This window comes from Vibrio sp. R15-SG3-ISO1A (genome assembly GCF_059833955.1).
On the sequence record NZ_JCBDGH010000012.1, the window covers coordinates 76,309 to 96,665 of the forward strand.

A 20,357-nucleotide genomic window follows, 5' to 3' on the forward strand; every position below is an offset into this window, starting at 1 on the left:
TTTAGAACGGACAAACGATGTTGTCTCTTTTCGCTCGACTTCCTTGGTTTCACCGAGCTTTTATCGCTTTGTTTAGCGCGCTGATTGTGGTTGCCTTGTTTCTTCCCACACCTCAGGATTTGCGTCAGGATGATAAGCGCTACCAAATAGGTACGCCTTACCCTATCGCGATTGATGCCACCGCGTTAGAGATCGACACTGTGATCGGTCCGCCATCAATTCTTCGTTGGGACAAACACACCATTGGCTCTGGCGACAGCATGGCACTGCTCTTTCAGCGTGCTGGCCTCTCTTCTCGATTGCTGTATGAACTCACCTCCACCAATAAAGAGATCGAGCAACAACTAACAAGAGTACGCCCCGGCGATGCGTTTCTATTTGGCTTTGATGAAAACAACCAACTGGTGCAAATCAAACGCGAGCTCAGCCCGTACGAATCATTCCTGATCACCCGCTCTGAAGACGGCTTTCGTTCAAGTCTTGATGTCAAAGAAGTCTTTTATCAATACAACTACGCCGAAGCGACCATTACCTCTAACTTTTGGAATGCAGGGGTCAGCGCCGGTTTAACCGCCAACCAAATCATGGAGCTGGCTGGGATTTTTGGTTGGGACATCGACTTTGCCCTCGATATCCGCCAAGGCGACGGCTTTAAGATTCTTTACCAAGAGAAAGTGGTCGAAGGGGAAATTGTCGGACGAGGTAAAATCATCGCTGCGCTATTTACCAACCAAGGTGATAACTTCACGGCGATTTTAGATGACCACACGGGCAACTACTACGATGAAAATGGCCGCGCGATGAAAAAAGCCTTTTTGCGCTCACCGCTCGATTTTCGCCGCGTCTCTTCTAACTTTAACCCAACGCGTCGCCATCCGGTCACCGGACAGGTACGTGCTCACCGCGGCACCGATTACGCCGCGCCTGTCGGCACGCCGATATGGGCCGCTGGTGATGGTGTAGTGATTAAATCCAGCTATAACCAGTTCAATGGTAACTACGTCTTTATCAAGCACAGCAACACCTACATTACTAAGTACCTGCACCTGCAAAAACGCAAAGTCAAAACCGGGCAACGGGTTAAACAGGGTCAAACCGTGGGTACGCTCGGTGGCACTGGCCGTGTGACTGGGCCGCACTTGCATTATGAGTTTTTGGTCAATGGCGTGCACAAAAACCCAAGAACGGTCAAACTGCCGCAATCAAAGTCGTTAACGGGTAAAGAGAAAACCACCTTTATTGCCAACGCCAAGATTCGCTTAGATAAACTCGAACGCTATGGTGAGCTGTTAGCCACGCGTTAAGTGAACAAGAAAAACGGGCTGCATCGCTTTAGGAAAATCCGAAAGCGATGCAGCCCGTTTTTGTTATCGCTACCATGTATAGCGTTACGCTTGTATGGCGTTACTCTTCGATTTTGTGCTCGCGGCCGAGCATCAACAAACACGGCGTCAGCACCAAGGTTAATACCGTTGCGAAGGCCAGACCTCCGGCTACCGCCGTCGCGAGTTGTGACCACCACTGCGTACTCGGCGCGCCAAACTCGATCTTCTGATTGAGCAGATCAATGTTCATTTCCAGCACCATAGGCAGCAAGCCAAGAATGGTCGTGACTGTGGTCAACATCACCGGACGCAGCCTTTGTACGCCGGTGCGCAAGATCGCTTCGCGTTTTTCCAAACCGCGTTTGCGCAGCTGATTGAAGGTATCAATCAAAACAATGTTGTTGTTCACCACTATACCCGCCAACGCTATCACACCAATGCCCGACATAATGACGCCAAACGGTTTTTGGAACACGATCAACCCAGCAAACACGCCTACCGTGGAGAAAAGAACCGCACTGAGGATCAAAAACGCTTGGTAGAAGCTATTGAACTGGGTGATCAAAATCAGCGCCATCACCACCAGCGCCACCATAAAGGCTTGCTGAAGGAAGGCCGATGAGTTTTCTTGCTCTTCGTTCTGCCCGCGAATTTTAAACTCGACACCAGAAGGTAAATCCAAACTGGCTAAAGCTTGATTCACTTTAGGCAGTTCCAGCGCCAAGTTGTAGCCTTCACGGATATCGGCAAAGATGTTGATCACTCGGTGGCCGTCAATACGGCGAATCGTATCTTGCTTATGATTCGGGATAATGCTGGCAAAATTAGTGATCGGCACCATGCCTGCCGCGGTTTTGACTTTCAATTGGTCAAAGCGGCCAATATCGCGCTTCTCTGCTGGGTAGCGCACTAAGATATCGACCTCTTCGTTCGCATCATCGGGCAAGTAATCACCCAACTTGAGACCATTGGTAACAAACTGCACCGTATTGCCGACCAGCGTAGCGTCCGCAAGAAAACGTGACGCATCATCACGGCGGATATCAATTTGCCAATCAATCCCCTCTTTACTGGAGGTATCACTGACGTTAGTGAAAGCCTCGTAGCCATCGGCCCAGTGACGGACCACTTTGGCCGCCGAGTCGAGTTCGGTCGGGATTCGCGCGGACATTTCGATCACCAAATCGTGCTCAACTGGCGGGCCCGCATCGGGAAATTTGTACTCAATCTCAACGCCGGCGTAGTGATCGGTTTGCGCTTTCAACTCTTCAATAATGGTTTTGACTTTACGACGGTATTGCCAATCCACTGGTGTGATTTGGATCTGGCCAATTTCATCATCGCCACCGGTTTTGGTATAGACGCTTTCAAACTCATCATGACCGAGCATCACCGCTTCGATATCGCGCATGATGACGTCTTTCTCATCCAATGAGAGATCACCATACGAACGTACTTTCACCGTGAAAAATGGCGGATCAACCTCAGGGAAGAACTCCGCCCCTAAGCCTGCTTTTGAGTACGCAAAGCCCACCCCCACCGAGAGCAAAATGGCGCTGAGCAGAATTTTCAACGGATGTTTTAGAGCAATATCCAGCGTGTGATAGTAAAGCTTAGTAATACCGGTCGCTTGGCTAAAATCACCCTCGTGCAGCGCAACCATCTTCTCTCGCTGCGCTTTCGTCACATTTTGTGGACGTCCAATCAAACTGCCTAGCACAGGGACAAACAGCAGTGCCATTGCCAAAGAAGCCGCTAAGGTAGCGATCAAGGTCAAAGGCAGATACTTCATAAACTCGCCGGTAATGTCTGGCCAAAACAGCAGCGGTGCAAACGCCGCTAAGGTGGTCGCCGTCGACGCTGTGATAGGCCACGCCATACGTTTGGCCGCATCACGATATGCATCGCGCCTTGGCGTCCCTTCTTGCATCCGTCTGTCAGCGAACTCGGTGACCACAATGGCCCCGTCGACCAACATACCGACTGCCATAATCAGTGAAAACAGCACCACAATGTTAACCGTGAGGCCAAACACTGATAGCACCAACAAACCGGTTAGAAACGAGCCCGGTATCGACACCCCCACCAGCAAGGCAGTTCGCACACCAAGAATGGCGATGATCACTATCACCACCAAAATGATCGCCGACATGATGTTGTTTTGCAGATCATTGAGCATCATTTTGACATCATCAGACTGGTCGTAGGTGTATTTGACCAGCAGATTGCTTGGCCACTCATCGCGTTGCTGCGCTTCACTCATCACGGCTTTGACCAGTGCCACGGTATCGATGATGTTTTCCCCAGCGCGCTTTTTCACATCCAACACAATGGCCGATTTGCCATCTAACCGCGCGTAACTCTCTGGGTCACGAAATGCGCGGCGCACCGTTGCCACATCGCCAAAGGTAATCACCTGCTTGCCATCGACTTTGACCGGCAGCTCCAGCACATCCTTTAATGAGTCGAACACCGACGGCACCTTGACCGAAAAGCGGCCATGGCCGGTATCAACGAAACCGGCGGCGACCACGCGGTTATTCAGCGCTATCAGGTTATAAATATCCGCTTGATCTAGCCCGTAGCTTTCCATCAATAAGGGATCGACAATGATCTCGACGATGTCTTCGCGATCCCCGGCAATGTCGACTTCCAGAATCTGTCGATAGCTCTCTAGCTTATCTCGTAGCTGACGGGCGATTTGAACAATGGTTCGCTCAGGTACGGTGCCATACAGCACCACGGTCAACGCGGGCTCTTCAGAGGCCAATGTCACTTCGTTGACCGTAGGCTCATCACTGTCTGCGGGCAATTTAGGCTTGGCTAAATCCACCGCTTCACGTACGTCCGCCATTGCTTTGTTTAAATCCACGCCGACACTGAATTCCAGCATCACTGACGCATGCCCTTCTGATGCGGTTGAGGTCATCTCTTTGACCCCTTCAATGGCGCGCAGCTCTTGCTCTATTGGGCGCACTAATAAGCGCTCCGCATCGGTGGGCGAAATGCCTTGGTGGCCGACGGACACATAGATAATAGGAATGGTGATGTCAGGGCTCGACTCTTTAGGGATGGTGACATACGTCATCACACCAGCGACCAAAATAAACAGCAATAACACCAACATGGTACGCGTACGCGACAGCGCCGCATCAATCATGGATAACATAGTGCGCCCCTATTGCTGCAAGGTGGAAGAGTCTGAAGAGGACGATCGCGCCACCGCATTCACTTCATCACCGTCACGCACAAACCCTTGCCCTACAGTAATGATGTCAACCCGCTCACCTAGGCCCGTGAGCCATACGCCATCTTGCTCTGCCTTAACCAGTTGAATCGGGACAAACTTCACCCGCTTACCCTGCAAGGTCTTCACGCCCAAATTGCCGGCTTCGTCGAGTGCCAACATGGCCGGCGTCACTTTGACGGCCAACTGCTCTGTAAGATTCAAGGTCACTTCTGCGCTCACCCCTGCAGGGATCGCTTGCTTGGGATTCTCTAGCTCTATTTCAATTGGAAACGTATTGGTAGAGGCGGAAGAGACACGGGAGATATAGCGGATCTTGCCAACCAACTGGTCGCCATGAATTAAGCTCACTTGCGCTTCTTGATCAAGAGACAAATCGCGAATATGTCGCTCGCTCACATCCGCTTCAATGACCAATCGCTCAAGATCAATCAAGGTCGCCACGGGGTCGCCGATACCGACAAAATCCCCCTGTTCAATAAAGAGGTGATCCACAATGCCATTGAACGGCGCGCGCACGGATGTGTTCGCCAATGAGGTTTTGACATTGCTGACCATTGCCTTGGCTTCCACCAGCGCCGCTTGAGCCGTAGTAAACGCCACTTCCCCTTGCAGCCCTCTGTCTTTGAGCGATTGTGCAGCTTTGTACTCTTTTTCTCGCACTTGCAGCATTGCTTGCGCTCGTTCGAGTTGAATACCGAGATCGGCCTTATCAATCAGAGCAATCACCTGACCTTGGGTGACTGACTGACCTTTCTCAACCTGAAGTGAGACGATTTTACCGGCAATCTCTGCCCCTAAACGTGCTTGCTTGTTCGGTGCAGTGCGTCCATACAATTCAATGGTTTTGTGGGTATTTTGCGCCTCGAATGTCTGATAAGAGACCTTAGCAAGAGGAATGGGCGGCGCCGCGCTGGCTGTTTCGGCTTCGTCCGCATTGGTCGCCCCCATGCCTAGCCACACCGATAATCCGATCACAATCATCAGTGACACCAAGTAGGGTCTGACCGCGAAAAACCGCAACAGAGAGAATCTAGCCATGACAGTCCTTTGAGTTTTATTTTGTCGTGTTAATTTAGGATATAAATTAACCACATAAAAAGAAAACAGTGTGACAAGGATATTTAGCTGAGATCTCAGTTTCAGGAAAACGCCCCGTTGTACGGGATTGTCAGCGATAAAATCAAACAGGCAAAAGGATTCTCATAAAACCATGCTAAAAAAACAAAGGCTGCTCAATCGGCAGCCTTTGTCGGTAGGAAAAGGAGTATGGGGTTACACGCTAAAGGACGCACCACAACCGCAGGTAGTGGTCGCATTCGGGTTATTAACGAAAAAGCGCGAGCCTTCCAACCCTTCTGTATAGTCAACTTGACCACCGACCAAGTATTGCAAACTCATCGGATCCACCACTAAGGTCACGCCGCTATTCACAATGGTGGTGTCGCCTTCGTTAACACTCTCATCAAAAGTGAAACCGTATTGGAAGCCGCTACAGCCGCCCCCGGTGATGTAGACGCGCAGTTTTAGGTTTGGGTTTTCTTCTTCTGCAATCAGAGCACCAACTCGCTTCGCTGCGGCATCAGAAAATGTTAGTGGGATATTTACTTCGCTCACGATGACCTCTCTCACTCGTGTCAACCCAACAGCTTTCGCGCTGGATGGTTCATCTTTATATAATAGCCACGATTATCTAATACCTGAGTGAAGCGTTCAAGTATTCACCATCTTTGCCCGAGTATTTTTAACAATTTCGCCGCTTCGTGATGAAAAACTCCCCGTTCTGTGGTGGAAAGCGTTTTAATCGCATCAGTGGGGCAGGTACAATGCGAGGCAAATTGGTCCGAGCAATCAGAAGAGGATATCCCAATGACCAAATCAGCCGAACTGTATCAAAAGGCACAGCAAACAATCCCAGGCGGCGTGAACTCTCCCGTTCGTGCGTTTAATGGCGTGGGCGGAGCACCGATTTTTATCGAGCGAGCCGATGGCCCTTTGATTTTTGATGCGGATGGCAAAGCGTACATCGACTACGTTGGCTCTTGGGGTCCAATGATTCTTGGTCACAACCATGTGGCGATTCGTGATGCCGTGATCACCGCAGCGCAGCGCGGACTCAGCTTTGGCGCGCCGACGGAAATGGAAATCACCATGGCGGAATTGGTCAGCGAGTTGGTGCCATCAATGGAGCAAATGCGCATGGTCAGCTCTGGTACTGAAGCTACCATGAGTGCGATTCGTCTTGCACGTGGCTTCACTGGCCGAGACAAAATCATCAAGTTTGAAGGTTGCTACCACGGTCATGCCGACAGCTTGCTGGTCAAAGCCGGCTCTGGTGCGCTGACACTCGGTCAACCAAGCTCGCCTGGCGTTCCGGCCGATTTTGCCAAGCACACCCTAACAGCAACGTTTAACGACCTTGATTCTGTGCGCGAGCTGTTTGCTGCCAATCCAGGTGAGATCGCCTGTATTATCGTTGAACCTGTGGCAGGCAACATGAACTGTATTCCACCTGTTGATGGCTTCCATGAAGGGCTGCGTGAGATTTGTGACCAAGAAGGCGCCTTGCTGATTTTTGATGAGGTCATGACAGGTTTCCGCGTTGCCCTTGGCGGCGCACAAGGCCACTACAACATCAAACCAGACCTCACCACATTGGGTAAAGTGATCGGTGGCGGTATGCCTGTGGGCGCCTTTGGCGGCCGCAAAGACGTCATGCAATACATTGCGCCAACAGGGCCGGTTTACCAAGCGGGCACACTCTCCGGCAACCCAGTCGCGATGGCAGCGGGTTACGCCTGTTTGTCGGTTCTGCGTGAAGAGGGCAATGAAAAACGCCTAGCGGCAAAAACCAAGCAACTGGCTGACGGCTTTAAAGCGTTGGCTGCCGAGCACGGCATTCCGCTGCTGGTCAATCAAGTCGGCGGCATGTTCGGTTTCTTCTTTACCGATCAAGAACGCATCACCTGCTACGAAGATGTGACACGCTGTGACATCGAGCGATTTAAGCGCTTCTTCCACTTGATGTTAGAACACGGCGTCTACCTTGCCCCATCGGCGTTCGAAGCGAGCTTCACCTCCCTCGCTCACGGCAGCAAAGAGATCGAAGCAACGCTTGAAGCGGCGGATCGCTGTTTCGCTCAGCTTGCGCAAGAAGCCTAATCGCATCTAGGCGGCATTGCGCCCCTAATGAAAGGCAAAGAGAAAGGCTGCATCGCGCAGCCTTTTTTATGCCCGTAGAATCATCGCCAAAAGAAGAGCACGGTGACCACCAGCGCGAGTATCAACAGACCAAACCAAGAGAGTCCACGACGCTTTGCGCGCGTAGGGCAATCACCGTTCTCATTATTACAACAGCCCATCATTTTTCTCCTTACATCGCAGCCTTAACCGGCGCTGTGCACGTTAGTGATTGAAGCTTGAAGGGTTTAACGCCATTATACGACTACCTTGTTGCATAAATGGACGTCATCGTGTCAAACAAAGTTACCATCACTTCGAGTCATTGGGTATTGATCCTCGCCTTGTTAGCGGCCGGATTTGCGTGCTATCTGTTAGTCGAACCCTACGTCAACTCCATCGTCATGGCGTTTATCATCTCCATCCTCATGTTGCCGATTCATCAGGCTCTTGAGCGTAAAATGCCCAAGCACAACAATGTCGTCGCCCTGCTCTCCTGCGTGATTTTGACCTTCATTATCGTCGTCCCTCTGCTGTTTGTGTTTGCTGCGATTGTGCAGCAAGGCTCGGCCTTTTCACAAAACGTCTATCAATGGGTCACGCAAGGTGGGATTCAAGCGCTGTTTGAGCATCCTTGGGTTGTCAAAGGCTTATCTATCGTCAACAACTACCTCCCCTTTGATGCGATTGAGCCCTCGCAAATCGCCCAAAAAGTGGGCCAGTTTGCCACCCGTTTTGGCTCCAACTTGGTCGGCATCAGCGCGAAAATTTTAGGTGATGCCACAACCTTCTTGATGGATTTCTTCCTCATGCTGTTTGTACTGTTTTTCTTGTTGCGCGATCGCGAGAAGATCATTGGCGCCATTCGTCATATCCTGCCGCTTTCACGCAGCCAAGAAGACAAATTGCTTGATGAGATAGAACAGGTATCCAAATCGGCGGTGATGGGATCGTTTTTAACCGCTATTGCGCAAGGGGTAGCAGGCGGCATCGGCATGTGGTTGGCGGGATTCCCGGGTTTGTTCTGGGGCACCATGATGGGGTTTGCATCGTTTATCCCCGTCGTCGGTACTGCTCTGATTTGGATTCCTGCCGTGAGCTACCTATTTTTAAGTGGCGATACCACTTGGGCGATTTTCCTCACGGTGTGGAGCGTTGCGGTGGTGGGCTCCATCGATAACTTACTCAGACCTTTGCTGATGCAAGGCAGCGCGGGGATGAACACGCTCATGATCTTTTTCTCCCTGCTTGGCGGCATCCATCTATTTGGTTTGATTGGCTTAATCTACGGTCCGCTGATCTTTGCCGTGACCATGGTGTTGTTCAACATCTATGAGGAAGAGTTTCAAGACTTTCTCGACCGCCAAGATCAAAACTGACCTCACGTCTAATGCTTAGTATGACTGGGCGCTTGGTATCATCGGGGGATTGTGCGAAAATCCCCCGTCTTTTTCCGTCAGAGCTCATTATGTCTGCTTACATCGCGCCTAGCCATATTGCCCAACGTCAACTCGCTTACTTTGAAGGTAAACACGTCTTAGTGGCAGGAGAATCCGAAGATCTCTTTCCCATTGAATTGGCCAACCACTGCCAATCGGTCACCGTATTCACCACCCACTATGGCTACTATCGCCAGTTGAGTGCGCATACCACCATAGATTGTCAGTTTGGCGTGCAATACGAACCCAAAGACGAGAATAAAGCGCCAGCGGATTTAGTGCTGCTGTACTGGCCAAAAGCCAAAGCGGAAGCAGAATACCTACTGGCAATGTTGATGGCCCAATTGGGCGAAGGGTGCGAAATCGTCGTTGTTGGGGAAAATCGCTCAGGCATTAAAAGCATCGAAAAGATGTTCAAGCCCTACGGCACAATCCGCAAATATGACTCAGCACGCCGCTGCTCCTTCTATTGGGGTCAATGCACACAAACTCCCCCAGCGTTTCAATTGGACGCTTGGTTTAAGCGCTATGAAGTGAGCTACCAAGAGACGCGCCTGACGATCCACAGTTTGCCTGGGGTATTCAGTCACGGTGAGTTTGATATTGGCAGCCAACTGCTGCTTGATACCCTGCCGCCACTCAGCGGAAAAGTACTCGACTTTGGTTGTGGCGCGGGCGTGATTGGCAGCGTGATGGCTGCACTCAACCCTGGTATAGAGCTAGAGATGTGTGACATCAGCGCCCTGGCCGTGGCATCAAGCCAAGCGACCTTAGCCGCCAATGGTTTAACCGGGCGTGTGTTTGCGTCCGATATCTACTCTGATACCGATGATGACTATCAATTTATCATCAGCAACCCACCGTTCCACTCAGGCCTTGATACCAGTTACAGCGCAACCGAGACCTTACTAGAGCAAGCGCCCACTCACCTTAATCGCCAAGGAGCGCTGTTTATTGTTGCCAATAGCTTTCTCAAGTACCCGCCGATTATCGACGCCGCTTTCGGTAAATGCGAGACGCTAAATAAGACCAACAAGTTCGCTATTTATCACGCCAAACGCTAGCCTATCTCGCCCAACCTCGCTCAGAAGTTGGGCTATTTTGTCCTCTTTTCGTTAAAAATGCGCCGCTAACCACGCTTTGCGGGCAACTTACTTGTCAAAGTAAAAAAACTCGTTAAATTTGTCAGTTTAAGAAATTAACGTTTTTAGCCATAAGCCCCCACGACATGTTTAAGTTGTATAAAAAGCAAAGATTTAAGCGTCTTCAAAACACGTTAATGTTGGCGTTTTTGGTACTGAGCATCACGCCGTTGACTTTAATGGCCATCTTTTTTCTCCAATCTCATACCAAAGATCTGCAAGAGCAAAGCACCTACCACCTCACCTCAGTGCGCGATACCAAACAGCAGCAGGTTGAGGATTACCTCTACGCCAAAGAGTCGGAAGTCATGGGCTTTGTTCGCTCAGAACTGGCCTACGCCAGTGGTGGTCGCTTTTACGGCTTAGTCAACGCCTTTCAAAGCTTGGGCTTGGATATTGAACAAGCACGCGAGTACGCACAAAAACGCTATATTCCTGGCTCTGGTGATCAAATCAAAACCTCTATTTTGCCTCAATCGAGTGTCTACACCGGCACAGAGCGCTATCGCCTGCTACACAAACGCTACCATTGGGCGTACCTAGAGCTGCTCAAACGCTCCGACTTTGACGATATTCTGCTGGTTGACCGCGAAGGTAATGTCACCTACTCCATTTACAAGTACGATAACTATGGCACTAACCTGCTGAGCGGCCGCTACAAAGATCAAAATCTCGGTAAAACCTTTCAAGCCCTGCGCAAGCAAGTGACCGAACGACGCAAAACCAACGAAGATTACACCCCGGTGATTATCTCTGACTTTTCGCTCGAGCAAGGTCGCATGGTGGCGTGGTTTGGTGCACCCATTGTTCAACAAGGCTACCTACACAGCTATGCGATGTTTCGCCTCCCCAATAATGGCATCACCAAACTCATCGCGGACAAAAGCAATCAGGTGGCAATCAAAACCTTATTGGTCGGCCAAGATCACCGCTCGCGCACCCTCTCTTACGATGAGAGCGAGGTCGAAAAAAGCCTTGAGGTGGTCAATTTGGCCCTAAGCGGGGAAAGTGCCGTTGGCACCTACACCAATGCCAATAACGAGTCGATGTTTGCCGCGTACACACCGATTGAAGTCAACGGCATTCATTGGGCTATGGTGGTTGAAGTGCCGATGAAGGTCGCCTTTGCTCGCGTCAATCAGTTAGAAACCCTGTTTATTCTCGCCATGTTAGGTGCCATCGTCTTAGTCGTTGTCGCCTCGCATTACCTGTCCAACTTCATCACTTCGCCGCTGCTGCAACTGACCTGGTCGGCGGAAAAAGTCTCGGCGGGCGACTTAGAAGCGGACATTAACAACACTAACCGTAAAGATGAGATTGGCCGACTTGCGGTCAGTTTCGAGCGCATGCAGCGCTCCATTCGAGAGAAAATTCAGTTAATTAAAGAGCAAAATGAAGAGCTCGAAAGCCATCTAAAGCTGATCAAAAAGCAAAATGAAGAGTTACAGCTCGCCAATAAACTCAAAGATGAGTTTTTAGCCACCACCTCTCATGAACTCAGAACGCCGCTGCATGGCATGGTTGGCATCGCCGAAGCGCTGATCTCGGGCGCCAATGGCCCGATCACCTCAGATCATAAATACCAGCTAGAGATCATTATCAGCAGCGGCCAGCGTCTCGCTACCTTGGTCGACGATCTGCTCGATTACCACAAGATGCGCTATGGCAATCTCGATATTGAAACCAGCGCAGTGGATCTCTCTTCTGCCACTCGCTTAGTGCTTGAGCTCTCATCGCACCTACTGGGCAACAAACCGATTCGAATCATCAATCAGGTCCCTGTTGAGCCGGTTTGGGTCAGTGCCGATCCGCAACGCCTCGAACAGGTGCTCTATAACCTAATTGGCAATGCCATCAAATACACCAGCGAAGGGAAGATCGTTATCTCAGCCAGCGTGGTGGATGATCAAATACGCGTGCAAGTGGTAGATACCGGTCAAGGTATTCCCGCCGATCAACTGGAACACATTTTTGAGCCACTCATTCAAGCAGGCAGTGACGCCCATCGATACCGCCAAGGGGCGGGGCTTGGTCTGTCGATCAGTCGTCAATTGATCGATTTAATGCACGGCAATCTGTACGTCAGCAGCCAGCCCATGGTGGGGACGACCTTCAGCTTTACACTCCCGGTGGCAAGCGACGAACAAATTGCCCAAGCCAATCAGACCGTACTGCCTCACTTTAAAGCGCCTGATAATACTAAGATCGAGCTGCCTGAAATATCGAGTTTGCCAGAAAATCCAGACGGTCAGTTGCTACTGGTGGTCGACGATGAACCGGTCAATTTGCGGGTGCTTGATAGCTTCCTGCGCCTTGAAGGCTATCGTGTACGCTGCGCGAAAGATGGCCAAGAAGCGTTGGAAGCCTTGGATGCAGAGCCACCACAACTGTTACTGCTCGACATCATGATGCCCGGAATGAACGGCTATCAGGTGTGTGAAAAAGTGCGTCAACAATACGACCACGCAGCGCTGCCGGTGATCATGTTGACGGCGCTTAACCAAAGCGACGATCGCGTCAAAGGCTTCAATGCGGGCGCGAATGACTACCTATCCAAACCTTTCAACAAGCAAGAGTTGGCGGCGCGCATTCAAGCCCACTTGACCGCCAGTAAAGCGGAGCTGCGTCGACAAGAGAACCAGCAGCTGCAAATCGAGTTAAAACGACGGGCAGCGGTCGAAGCCAGCTTACTGGAAACGCAAGGACGACTGCTCGAGCAACTTGAATCGGCCCCTGAAGCCATCATTTGTGTGCGTGAAGATGGCAAAGTGCGCTTTGCCAATGAAGCGGCTTCACGCCTCTTCCGCCGCTCTGCGGAGCAGCTCAAACGCTCAAACGCAGACGAGCTTATTGCGCCAAAATACCTCAGTGTCAAACAAGATCACTACTGCGGTACTATCGATGTCTATGTAGAAGATGTTCGTCAGCATATCTCCGCCGACATCCTGCGTATGCCTGAGGGCTCCGACCTGCGCGCCATGTACATCTTCAATGTGGGTGGCAGTGTCAATGCCACTCGTATCCACAACCTAGAGACGGCCATTGAGGCACTCTCTACCTTTGCCTTTGAAGGCGACAAGGCCAAACTGCAAGAACTCAAAGAGCTCGGTGGCGAATTTACTCGTTTAGCCGAGCGCGTCAGCGGTGACAATAAATCCAAGCAAGATCTGATGCGCGAAGTCTTGGTCGATGCCATGACTCAAGCGTTAGACTATTGGGAGAGCGTGACCGGTCAGACGAAATTCGCCTTCGCTGAACAAAGTGGGTTGTGGCGCGTCTATTTAGACCGCAGCACACTGCAAACTCGTACATTAGACAAATACCTACGAGTTGAAACACTGCCTAAAACGCCACGCTGGCGCACGGTATTAAGCTCGCTCGATTACATCTTGGAGCACTGCCAGGAACGCAGTCCACAGCGCGAACATATCGAAGAATTGCGCGATAAATTGCATCACTTATTGACCAACTAAGCTGATTGAGCCCGCTGCCTAGCGGGCTTTTTTCTGCCCTGAAAAACACCCTTCCTCACGCCTCAAACAGTTACTACACGGCGTAAAAAAACCATGATAGCCAGGTTATTTCTCTCGTGTGATGCGGCAAAATATCGACGATTAACACATTCAAATACCGGCAAGAAGGAATTATTACGGCAGTTTGCGAAGCCAATCACAACAGAACGGCAGATTATAATTAACGGGGTAAATTAACCTAAATCTGGGCACGTGACCAAGATCTCAATCAAAGCAAGCCCCGTCAACAAGACCTTATTAAAAAATCCTACGCGATAGTATGCACTTACAAACACACCAAGCATGGCGCTTTTCTGCGATAGACTTCAAAGCAAAAAATTGATTAAATTTAAAACAATTACTGTGTTTTTTAACGGTTTTAACGAGTCATTGATTGGTTTTAACGTTTTTAACGGGAAAGAGGATTGCACGTTTTCCGCTTCCGGTGTTTTCTTACTGTGCCTAAGGCCTACAGGCCACTCTGGCTGACTGGATCCTCCGTCTTGGTCAGCACCAATCTGAGGTAGGCCTTAGTGAGTGTTTATCAATTGATGACATTCCAACCATTGTGAAATGAAAGCAAATAGTAAGGAACAGCTATGCTTGCCAACATTAAGAAAACAGCACTAGCAACCGCGATTATCGCAACTGCAACTACAGGTTTTGCATCAGTAGCAACAGCGGCAGAGCGCAGTGAGCTAACCGTACACCCTAAAGAGTTCACGACCTTTGTTCGTAACTTCAACCCGTACCTAGGTGCGACCAACCTTCACACCACAACAGACTTCATGTATGAGCCACTCGTTGTCTTCAATGAGATGCACGGCAACACACCAGTGTTCCGTTTGGCAGAAGCGTACAAGATGTCAGACGACCTAATGAGCGTCACTTTTGACATTCGTAAAGGCGTGAAATGGTCTGATGGCGAAACATTTGACGCGAACGACGTCGTGTTCTCTTTCAACCTAGTGAAAAACAAACCTGAACTGGACCAAAGCGGTATCAACTCTTGGGTTACTGGCGTTGAGAAAATCAACGACTACCAAGTGAAATTCCGCCTAACGGAAGCGAACTCAAACGTTCCTTACGAAATTGCGAAAGTGCCTGTCGTCCCTGAGCACGTGTGGAAAGACGTCAAAGATCCTGCGACATTTACTAACGAAAACCCAGTAGGTTCAGGTCCATTTACTGAAATCGACACCTTCACCGCTCAGCTCTACATTCAGTGTGCAAACCCTAACTACTGGGATGCCGACAACCTTGAGGTTGACTGTCTACGCGTTCCACAAATCGCGAATAACGACCAATTCCTAGGTAAAGTCGTGAACGGTGAGATGGACTGGACATCATCCTTCATTCCGGACATCGATCGCACGTACGCAGCAGCAAGTCCGAATCACCAATACTGGTACCCGCCAGCGGGCACACAAGCGTTTGTCGTCAACTACAAAAACCCAGATCCAGCTAAAAACGAAGCGTTGACGAATGTTGATTTCCGTCGTGCGTTCTCAATGGCACTGGATCGTCAAACCATCATCGACATCGCGTTCTACGGCGGCGGTACAGTGAATGACTTTGCCTCTGGTCTGGGTTACGCGTTTGAAGCTTGGTCTGATGAGAGCACTCACAACAAGTACAAAGGCTACAACACGTACAATGTGGAAGGTGCGAAAGAACTTCTGAAGAAAGCGGGCTTTAAAGACGTCAACAAAGATGGCTTTGTCGACACGCCATCAGGCAAATCGTTTGAGCTATTGATTCAATCACCAAACGGCTGGACCGACTTTAACAACACAGTACAGCTTGCAGTTGAACAACTCGCAGAAGTGGGCATCAAAGCCCGCGCACGTACTCCAGACTTCTCTGTCTACAACCAAGCCATGCTTGAAGGGACATACGATGTGGCGTACACCAACTACTTCCACGGTGCCGACCCATACACTTACTGGAACAGTGCGTACAACTCAGCACTGCAATCGGGTGAAGGTATGCCGCGCTTCGCGATGCACTTCTACAAAAACGACAAGCTAGATGGACTACTCAATAGCTTCTACAAAACAGCGGACAAAAATGAGCAGCTAGAGATCGCTCACGGTATCCAGCAAATCATTGCCGCTGACCAAGTGACGATTCCTGTGATGTCTGGTGCTTACATGTACCAATACAACACCACTCGCTTCACTGGCTGGTGGAACGAAGAGAATCCAAAAGGCCGTCCAAACATTTGGGCTGGTATCCCAGAGCGTCTACTTCACGTACTGGACCTAAAACCAGTGAAATAAGTGAGTTTGCTTTGTCTTTGCGGCGTGCATCCGTACGCCGCTTAATCCCCAAAACTTTAAGTTGTTAAAGCTATGGCGCCCGTCGTCAGGGGATTTTTCGCTCAAAATTTACGGTTTGCTTGAGCGACCTGAAACCAGAAACAGGAAAAATCTGGATAAGTAAGGTGTGAGTTATGGGTTACTTTTTAAGACGTTTGTCCTTTTATTTTGTCGCTTTGCTCGTTGCTGCGACGTTAAACTTTATTATTCCGCGCGCCATGCCAGGCGACCCCGTCACCATGATGTTTGCCAATGCATCGGTTCAAGTGACGCCTGAGCGTATCGCTGCTATGAAAGAGCTACTCGGCTTTGTCGAAGGCGGCTATCTCGCTCAGTACTACGCGTACATGAAAAACATTCTGAGCTGGGAGCTCGGCACTTCGATTCAGTTCTACCCACTCTCGGTGAACAAGCTGTTGGGCAGTGCGTTCGGTTGGTCACTGTTTCTCGCGGGTACCGCGGTGGTGATTTCGTTCTCACTCGGTTCTATCTTGGGCATTTTCGCCGCCTGGAAACGAGGTAGCAAATACGATGCGTTTGTCACGCCAGGCATGCTGATCATCCAAGCGGTGCCCCAAGTGGTCATCGCCATGATCGCCATGTTTGTCTTCGCCATCGGCTTGAAATGGTTCCCGACAAGCTATGCCTATACCGCAGGCACCATTCCCGACTGGACCAGCTGGGCCTTTATTAAAGATGTCGCCTATCACGCGGTTCTGCCCCTATTTTGTGCCTCTATCGTTCAGATCGGTGGCTTCTTGGTCAACATGCGTAACAACATGATCAACCTACTCGCCGAAGATTACATCACCATGGCGAAAGGAAAAGGGCTGAGCGAGAACCGAGTGGTCTTCAACTACGCGGCACGTAATGCGCTCTTGCCAAGTGTTACCGCACTTTCGATGGCATTGGGTATGGCTATCGGTGGTCAGTTGATCATCGAAATCATCTTCAACTACCCCGGTCTTGGTTCTGTCTTGTTTAACGCCATCAAAGCGCGTGACTACCAAGTGCTGCAAGGTCAGCTCCTGATCATGACGTTATTTATGCTGTTCTTTAACCTTCTTGCCGACATGCTGTATGTCGTGCTCGATCCTCGCCTACGTAAGGGAGGGAAATAATCATGAAAGGTTTCTTTAAACTGATCGTTGGCAACCCGATTGCGCTCGTTGGCTGCATTATTTTGAGCCTGTTCCTATTTATCGCCCTCGCCGCGCCCATGCTGACCAAGCATGCGCCAGACAAACGTTCGGGCAACCCGCATGAGTACCCCTCTTTTGTGGTTAAAGCTGCGCAGAGCAACCCTGAAGGTTGGGTGGCTGAAAACCTCGCCACGGATCGCCGCACGCTGATCATGTCGAAAAAGGCGGATCATGTCATGGGCACCACACGTATGGGCCGCGATGTTTGGTCTCAGTTTGTCCACGGCGCTCGCGTTTCACTGGCGGTTGGCTTTGGCGCAGGGATCACCGTCTGCTTTCTTGCCACCATCATCGGTATCTCTGCAGGCTACTTTGGTGGGCGCATTGATGACTTCCTCACTGCCGCAATGAACATCATGCTGGTTATCCCACAATACCCATTGCTGTTTGTTCTTGCCGCCTTCATCGGTGAAGCAGGCCCGCTAACGATTGCGCTCATTATCGGCTTTACCGCCTGGGCGTGGGGCGCGAGGGTGATACGCTCGCAAACCTTAGCATTGCGTGAGAAAGAGTTCGTCAAAGCAGCGGAAGTGTTGGGTGAGTCCTCTTGGCGCATCATTTTCGTCGAGATTTTGCCAAACCTTATCCCCATTGTTGGCGCTAGCTTCATTGGCTCAGTGATGTACGCCATCATGATGGAAGCGACCATCTCCTTCCTGGGTCTTGGTGACCCGAACACGGTCAGCTGGGGCATCATGCTCTACAACGTCCAGACTTCCTCCTCGATGCTGATTGGCGCTTGGTGGGAACTACTGGCTCCGTGTGCGGCGCTTGTACTGCTTGTGACTGGCCTTGCCCTGCTTAACTTTGCTGTTGATGAAATTGCTAACCCGCAACTTCGTTCCCACAAAGGTATGAAGCGCTGGAAGAAACTAGCCGAGCAAGACAAGAAAGAGCGTAAACCTGAGCTCGAACCTCAACCTGCAATCTGGAGCGGAGACAAATAATCATGACAGCACCTCTCATTTCTATCCGCAACTTATGCGTTGATTACATCACAGCCGCCGGTGACGTGCGCGCCTGTAATGATGTCAGCTTCGATATTGCTCCGGGCGAGGTCTTCGGTCTCGCCGGTGAATCGGGCTGTGGTAAATCCACTGTCGCATTCTCGCTCATGCGTCTGCACAAGCCGCCCGCGTTTATTACCGGTGGCGAGGTGATCTTCAATGGTGAAAACATCCTCAAATACAGCGATGACAGAATGCAGTCGTTCCGCTGGAGCGAGATGTCGATGGTCTTCCAAAGCGCCATGAACGCACTCAACCCCGTGTTGACCATGGAAGAGCAGTTTTGCGATGTGATCATGCGCCACACCAATATGACGCGTGAACAAGCCAGACGCCGCGCCGAAGGCTTGTTGGAGATCGTCGATATTCACCCAAGTCGCCTGACCGACTACCCTCACCAGTTCTCTGGTGGCATGCGTCAGCGTCTGGTTATTGCCATCGCTCTCGCGTTGAATCCGAAAATGATCATCATGGATGAGCCTACCACCGCGCTTGATGTGGTGGTGCAACGCGAAATCTTGCAAAAGATCTACGCGCTGAAAGAGGAGTTCGGTTTCTCTATTTTGTTCATTACTCATGATTTGTCCCTGATGGTCGAGTTCTCAGACCGTATCGGCATCATGTATTCCGGTGAACTGATTGAAGTCGCACCTTCAAAACAAATTCTTGAAAGTCCATACCACCCTTACACCAAGGGGTTGGGTAGCTCTTTCCCTCCATTAACCGGGCCGAAAACCAAATTGACGGGCATTCCTGGTAACCCACTCAACTTGCTGGAGATACCGCAAGGTTGTCGCTTCCAAGCGCGCTGTGATCGTGTCCATGACACCTGTACCCGCAAAGCGACCTCACTGCGAGAAATCGAGCCAAGTCGTTTCTCAAACTGCCACCTATACGGTGAGCCCATTGCGCAAGCAAAGTTGTAACGAATTGAGAAGCTGAAGAATTTCATTGGAGACCATTATGAGCACAGAATATGGCGACTTGTTGATTGAGGGAAAAAATCTGGTCAAAGATTTCCCGATCAACAGCAATGCACTGCAACAACCTATGATGCGCGCGATCAACGACGTGTCATTCAAAATGTACAAAAGCCGCGGTTTGTCGGTGGTGGGCGAATCCGGCTCGGGTAAATCCACGACCGCGAAAATGATCGCCAAGATGTATGCGCCAACCTCAGGCGACATCATTTACAAGGGCCGCGACATTCAAACCATCAAGTCAAAATCGGACTTAATGAGTTATCGCGAAGGGGTACAAATGGTCTGGCAAGACCCATTTGGCTCGCTCAACCCAACACACAATATTTTCCACCACATTGCCCGCCCCTTGCTGATCCATAAAAAAGTCACGCCGGGCAACAAAAAAGAGCTGCAAGAGCGAGTGTACGATCTGCTGGAACAAGTGGGCCTTATTCCGCCGAAAGAGACCGCAGAAAAATACCCGCACCAACTCTCCGGTGGTCAGCGCCAACGGGTCAACTTAGCGCGTAATATTGCCGTTGGCGCTGAGGTTGTACTTGCCGATGAACCGACCTCGATGCTCGATGTGTCGATTCGTGCCGGGGTATTGAACCTGATGGAAGAGATGAAGTTCGACAAACAGATGTCACTGCTCTACATCACGCACGACATCGCCACGGCTCGCTACATCGCTGAAGATCTGGCGGTGATGTACGTGGGTCACATGGTCGAGTGGGGCGATACCGAAGAGATCATCCATAAACCTCAACACCCCTACACGCAGCTGCTGGTTTCTGCGGTGCCCGATCCGAGTAAATCGATTCACGAGAAGCTCAAAGGCAATAAAGGGGAGATTCCGCTTTGGACGCCCGTCTCAACTGGCTGTCCATTTGCAGGGCGCTGTGAGCACGCTACTGAGCGCTGCCGTGAGCAATTACCTGAGGTCACTCAACTGTCTGAAAACCACTTTGTGCGTTGTTATCTGTTTGAACACTAATCGCGCTTAAACAGCCATCGCAC

General features: G+C 50.6%; 13 protein-coding genes. 10 read left to right on the plus strand and 3 right to left on the minus strand.

From position 1 onward, the window contains the following. Nucleotides 1–17: 17 nt before the first annotated feature. Nucleotides 18–1,304: a peptidoglycan DD-endopeptidase ShyC gene (shyC, locus tag AC6R0L_RS01400; protein WP_487901830.1), complete on the plus strand. Its 1,287-nt coding sequence runs from the start codon at nt 18–20 to the stop codon at nt 1,302–1,304. A gap of 100 nt (nt 1,305–1,404) precedes the next feature. On the opposite strand, the gene AC6R0L_RS01405 is transcribed toward shyC, so the two are convergent. From AC6R0L_RS01405 to erpA, 3 genes are all read right to left on the minus strand, one after another. Next, complete coding sequence (locus AC6R0L_RS01405; RefSeq protein ID WP_500628011.1) at nt 1,405–4,494, minus strand: efflux RND transporter permease subunit; 3,090 nt, start codon at nt 4,492–4,494, stop codon at nt 1,405–1,407. A 9-nt stretch (nt 4,495–4,503) separates the two neighbouring features. Further along, nucleotides 4,504–5,613 carry an efflux RND transporter periplasmic adaptor subunit gene (locus AC6R0L_RS01410; protein WP_500628012.1) on the minus strand — a complete coding sequence of 370 codons (1,110 nt, stop codon included), beginning with the start codon at nt 5,611–5,613 and terminating at the stop codon, nt 4,504–4,506. A gap of 234 nt (nt 5,614–5,847) precedes the next feature. Next, on the minus strand, nt 5,848–6,189 hold the full coding sequence (gene erpA / locus AC6R0L_RS01415) for an iron-sulfur cluster insertion protein ErpA (protein WP_038137912.1): 342 nt from the start codon (nt 6,187–6,189) through the stop codon (nt 5,848–5,850). Nucleotides 6,190–6,441: 252 nt separating this feature from the next. Here erpA and hemL point away from each other — a divergent pair, with 252 nt between their 5' ends. From hemL to AC6R0L_RS01460, 9 genes are all read left to right on the plus strand, one after another. Continuing rightward, nucleotides 6,442–7,734 (plus strand): glutamate-1-semialdehyde 2,1-aminomutase, encoded by a 1,293-nt coding sequence (gene hemL / locus AC6R0L_RS01420; protein WP_500628013.1) that lies wholly within the window; start codon nt 6,442–6,444, stop codon nt 7,732–7,734. A gap of 311 nt (nt 7,735–8,045) precedes the next feature. After that, nucleotides 8,046–9,131 (plus strand): AI-2E family transporter, encoded by a 1,086-nt coding sequence (locus tag AC6R0L_RS01425; RefSeq protein ID WP_334553983.1) that lies wholly within the window; start codon nt 8,046–8,048, stop codon nt 9,129–9,131. An 89-nt stretch (nt 9,132–9,220) separates the two neighbouring features. After that, on the plus strand, nt 9,221–10,255 hold the full coding sequence (gene rsmC / locus AC6R0L_RS01430; protein WP_500628014.1) for a 16S rRNA (guanine(1207)-N(2))-methyltransferase RsmC: 1,035 nt from the start codon (nt 9,221–9,223) through the stop codon (nt 10,253–10,255). A gap of 164 nt (nt 10,256–10,419) precedes the next feature. Continuing rightward, nucleotides 10,420–13,806 carry a response regulator gene (locus AC6R0L_RS01435; RefSeq protein WP_500628015.1) on the plus strand — a complete coding sequence of 1,129 codons (3,387 nt, stop codon included), beginning with the start codon at nt 10,420–10,422 and terminating at the stop codon, nt 13,804–13,806. Between the two features lie 638 nt (nt 13,807–14,444). Continuing rightward, on the plus strand, nt 14,445–16,127 hold the full coding sequence (locus tag AC6R0L_RS01440) for an ABC transporter substrate-binding protein (RefSeq protein WP_334568394.1): 1,683 nt from the start codon (nt 14,445–14,447) through the stop codon (nt 16,125–16,127). A 173-nt stretch (nt 16,128–16,300) separates the two neighbouring features. Beyond that, nucleotides 16,301–17,287, plus strand: coding sequence for an ABC transporter permease (locus tag AC6R0L_RS01445; protein ID WP_334553976.1), 987 nt, complete (start codon nt 16,301–16,303; stop codon nt 17,285–17,287). A 2-nt stretch (nt 17,288–17,289) separates the two neighbouring features. After that, nucleotides 17,290–18,315: an ABC transporter permease gene (locus tag AC6R0L_RS01450; protein WP_334568393.1), complete on the plus strand. Its 1,026-nt coding sequence runs from the start codon at nt 17,290–17,292 to the stop codon at nt 18,313–18,315. A gap of 2 nt (nt 18,316–18,317) precedes the next feature. Beyond that, nucleotides 18,318–19,301 carry an ABC transporter ATP-binding protein gene (locus AC6R0L_RS01455; RefSeq protein WP_334553972.1) on the plus strand — a complete coding sequence of 328 codons (984 nt, stop codon included), beginning with the start codon at nt 18,318–18,320 and terminating at the stop codon, nt 19,299–19,301. A 37-nt stretch (nt 19,302–19,338) separates the two neighbouring features. Further along, nucleotides 19,339–20,334, plus strand: a complete 996-nt coding sequence (locus AC6R0L_RS01460; protein WP_334553970.1) for an ABC transporter ATP-binding protein — start codon at nt 19,339–19,341, stop codon at nt 20,332–20,334. The last annotated feature ends 23 nt before the right edge of the window (nt 20,335–20,357 follow it).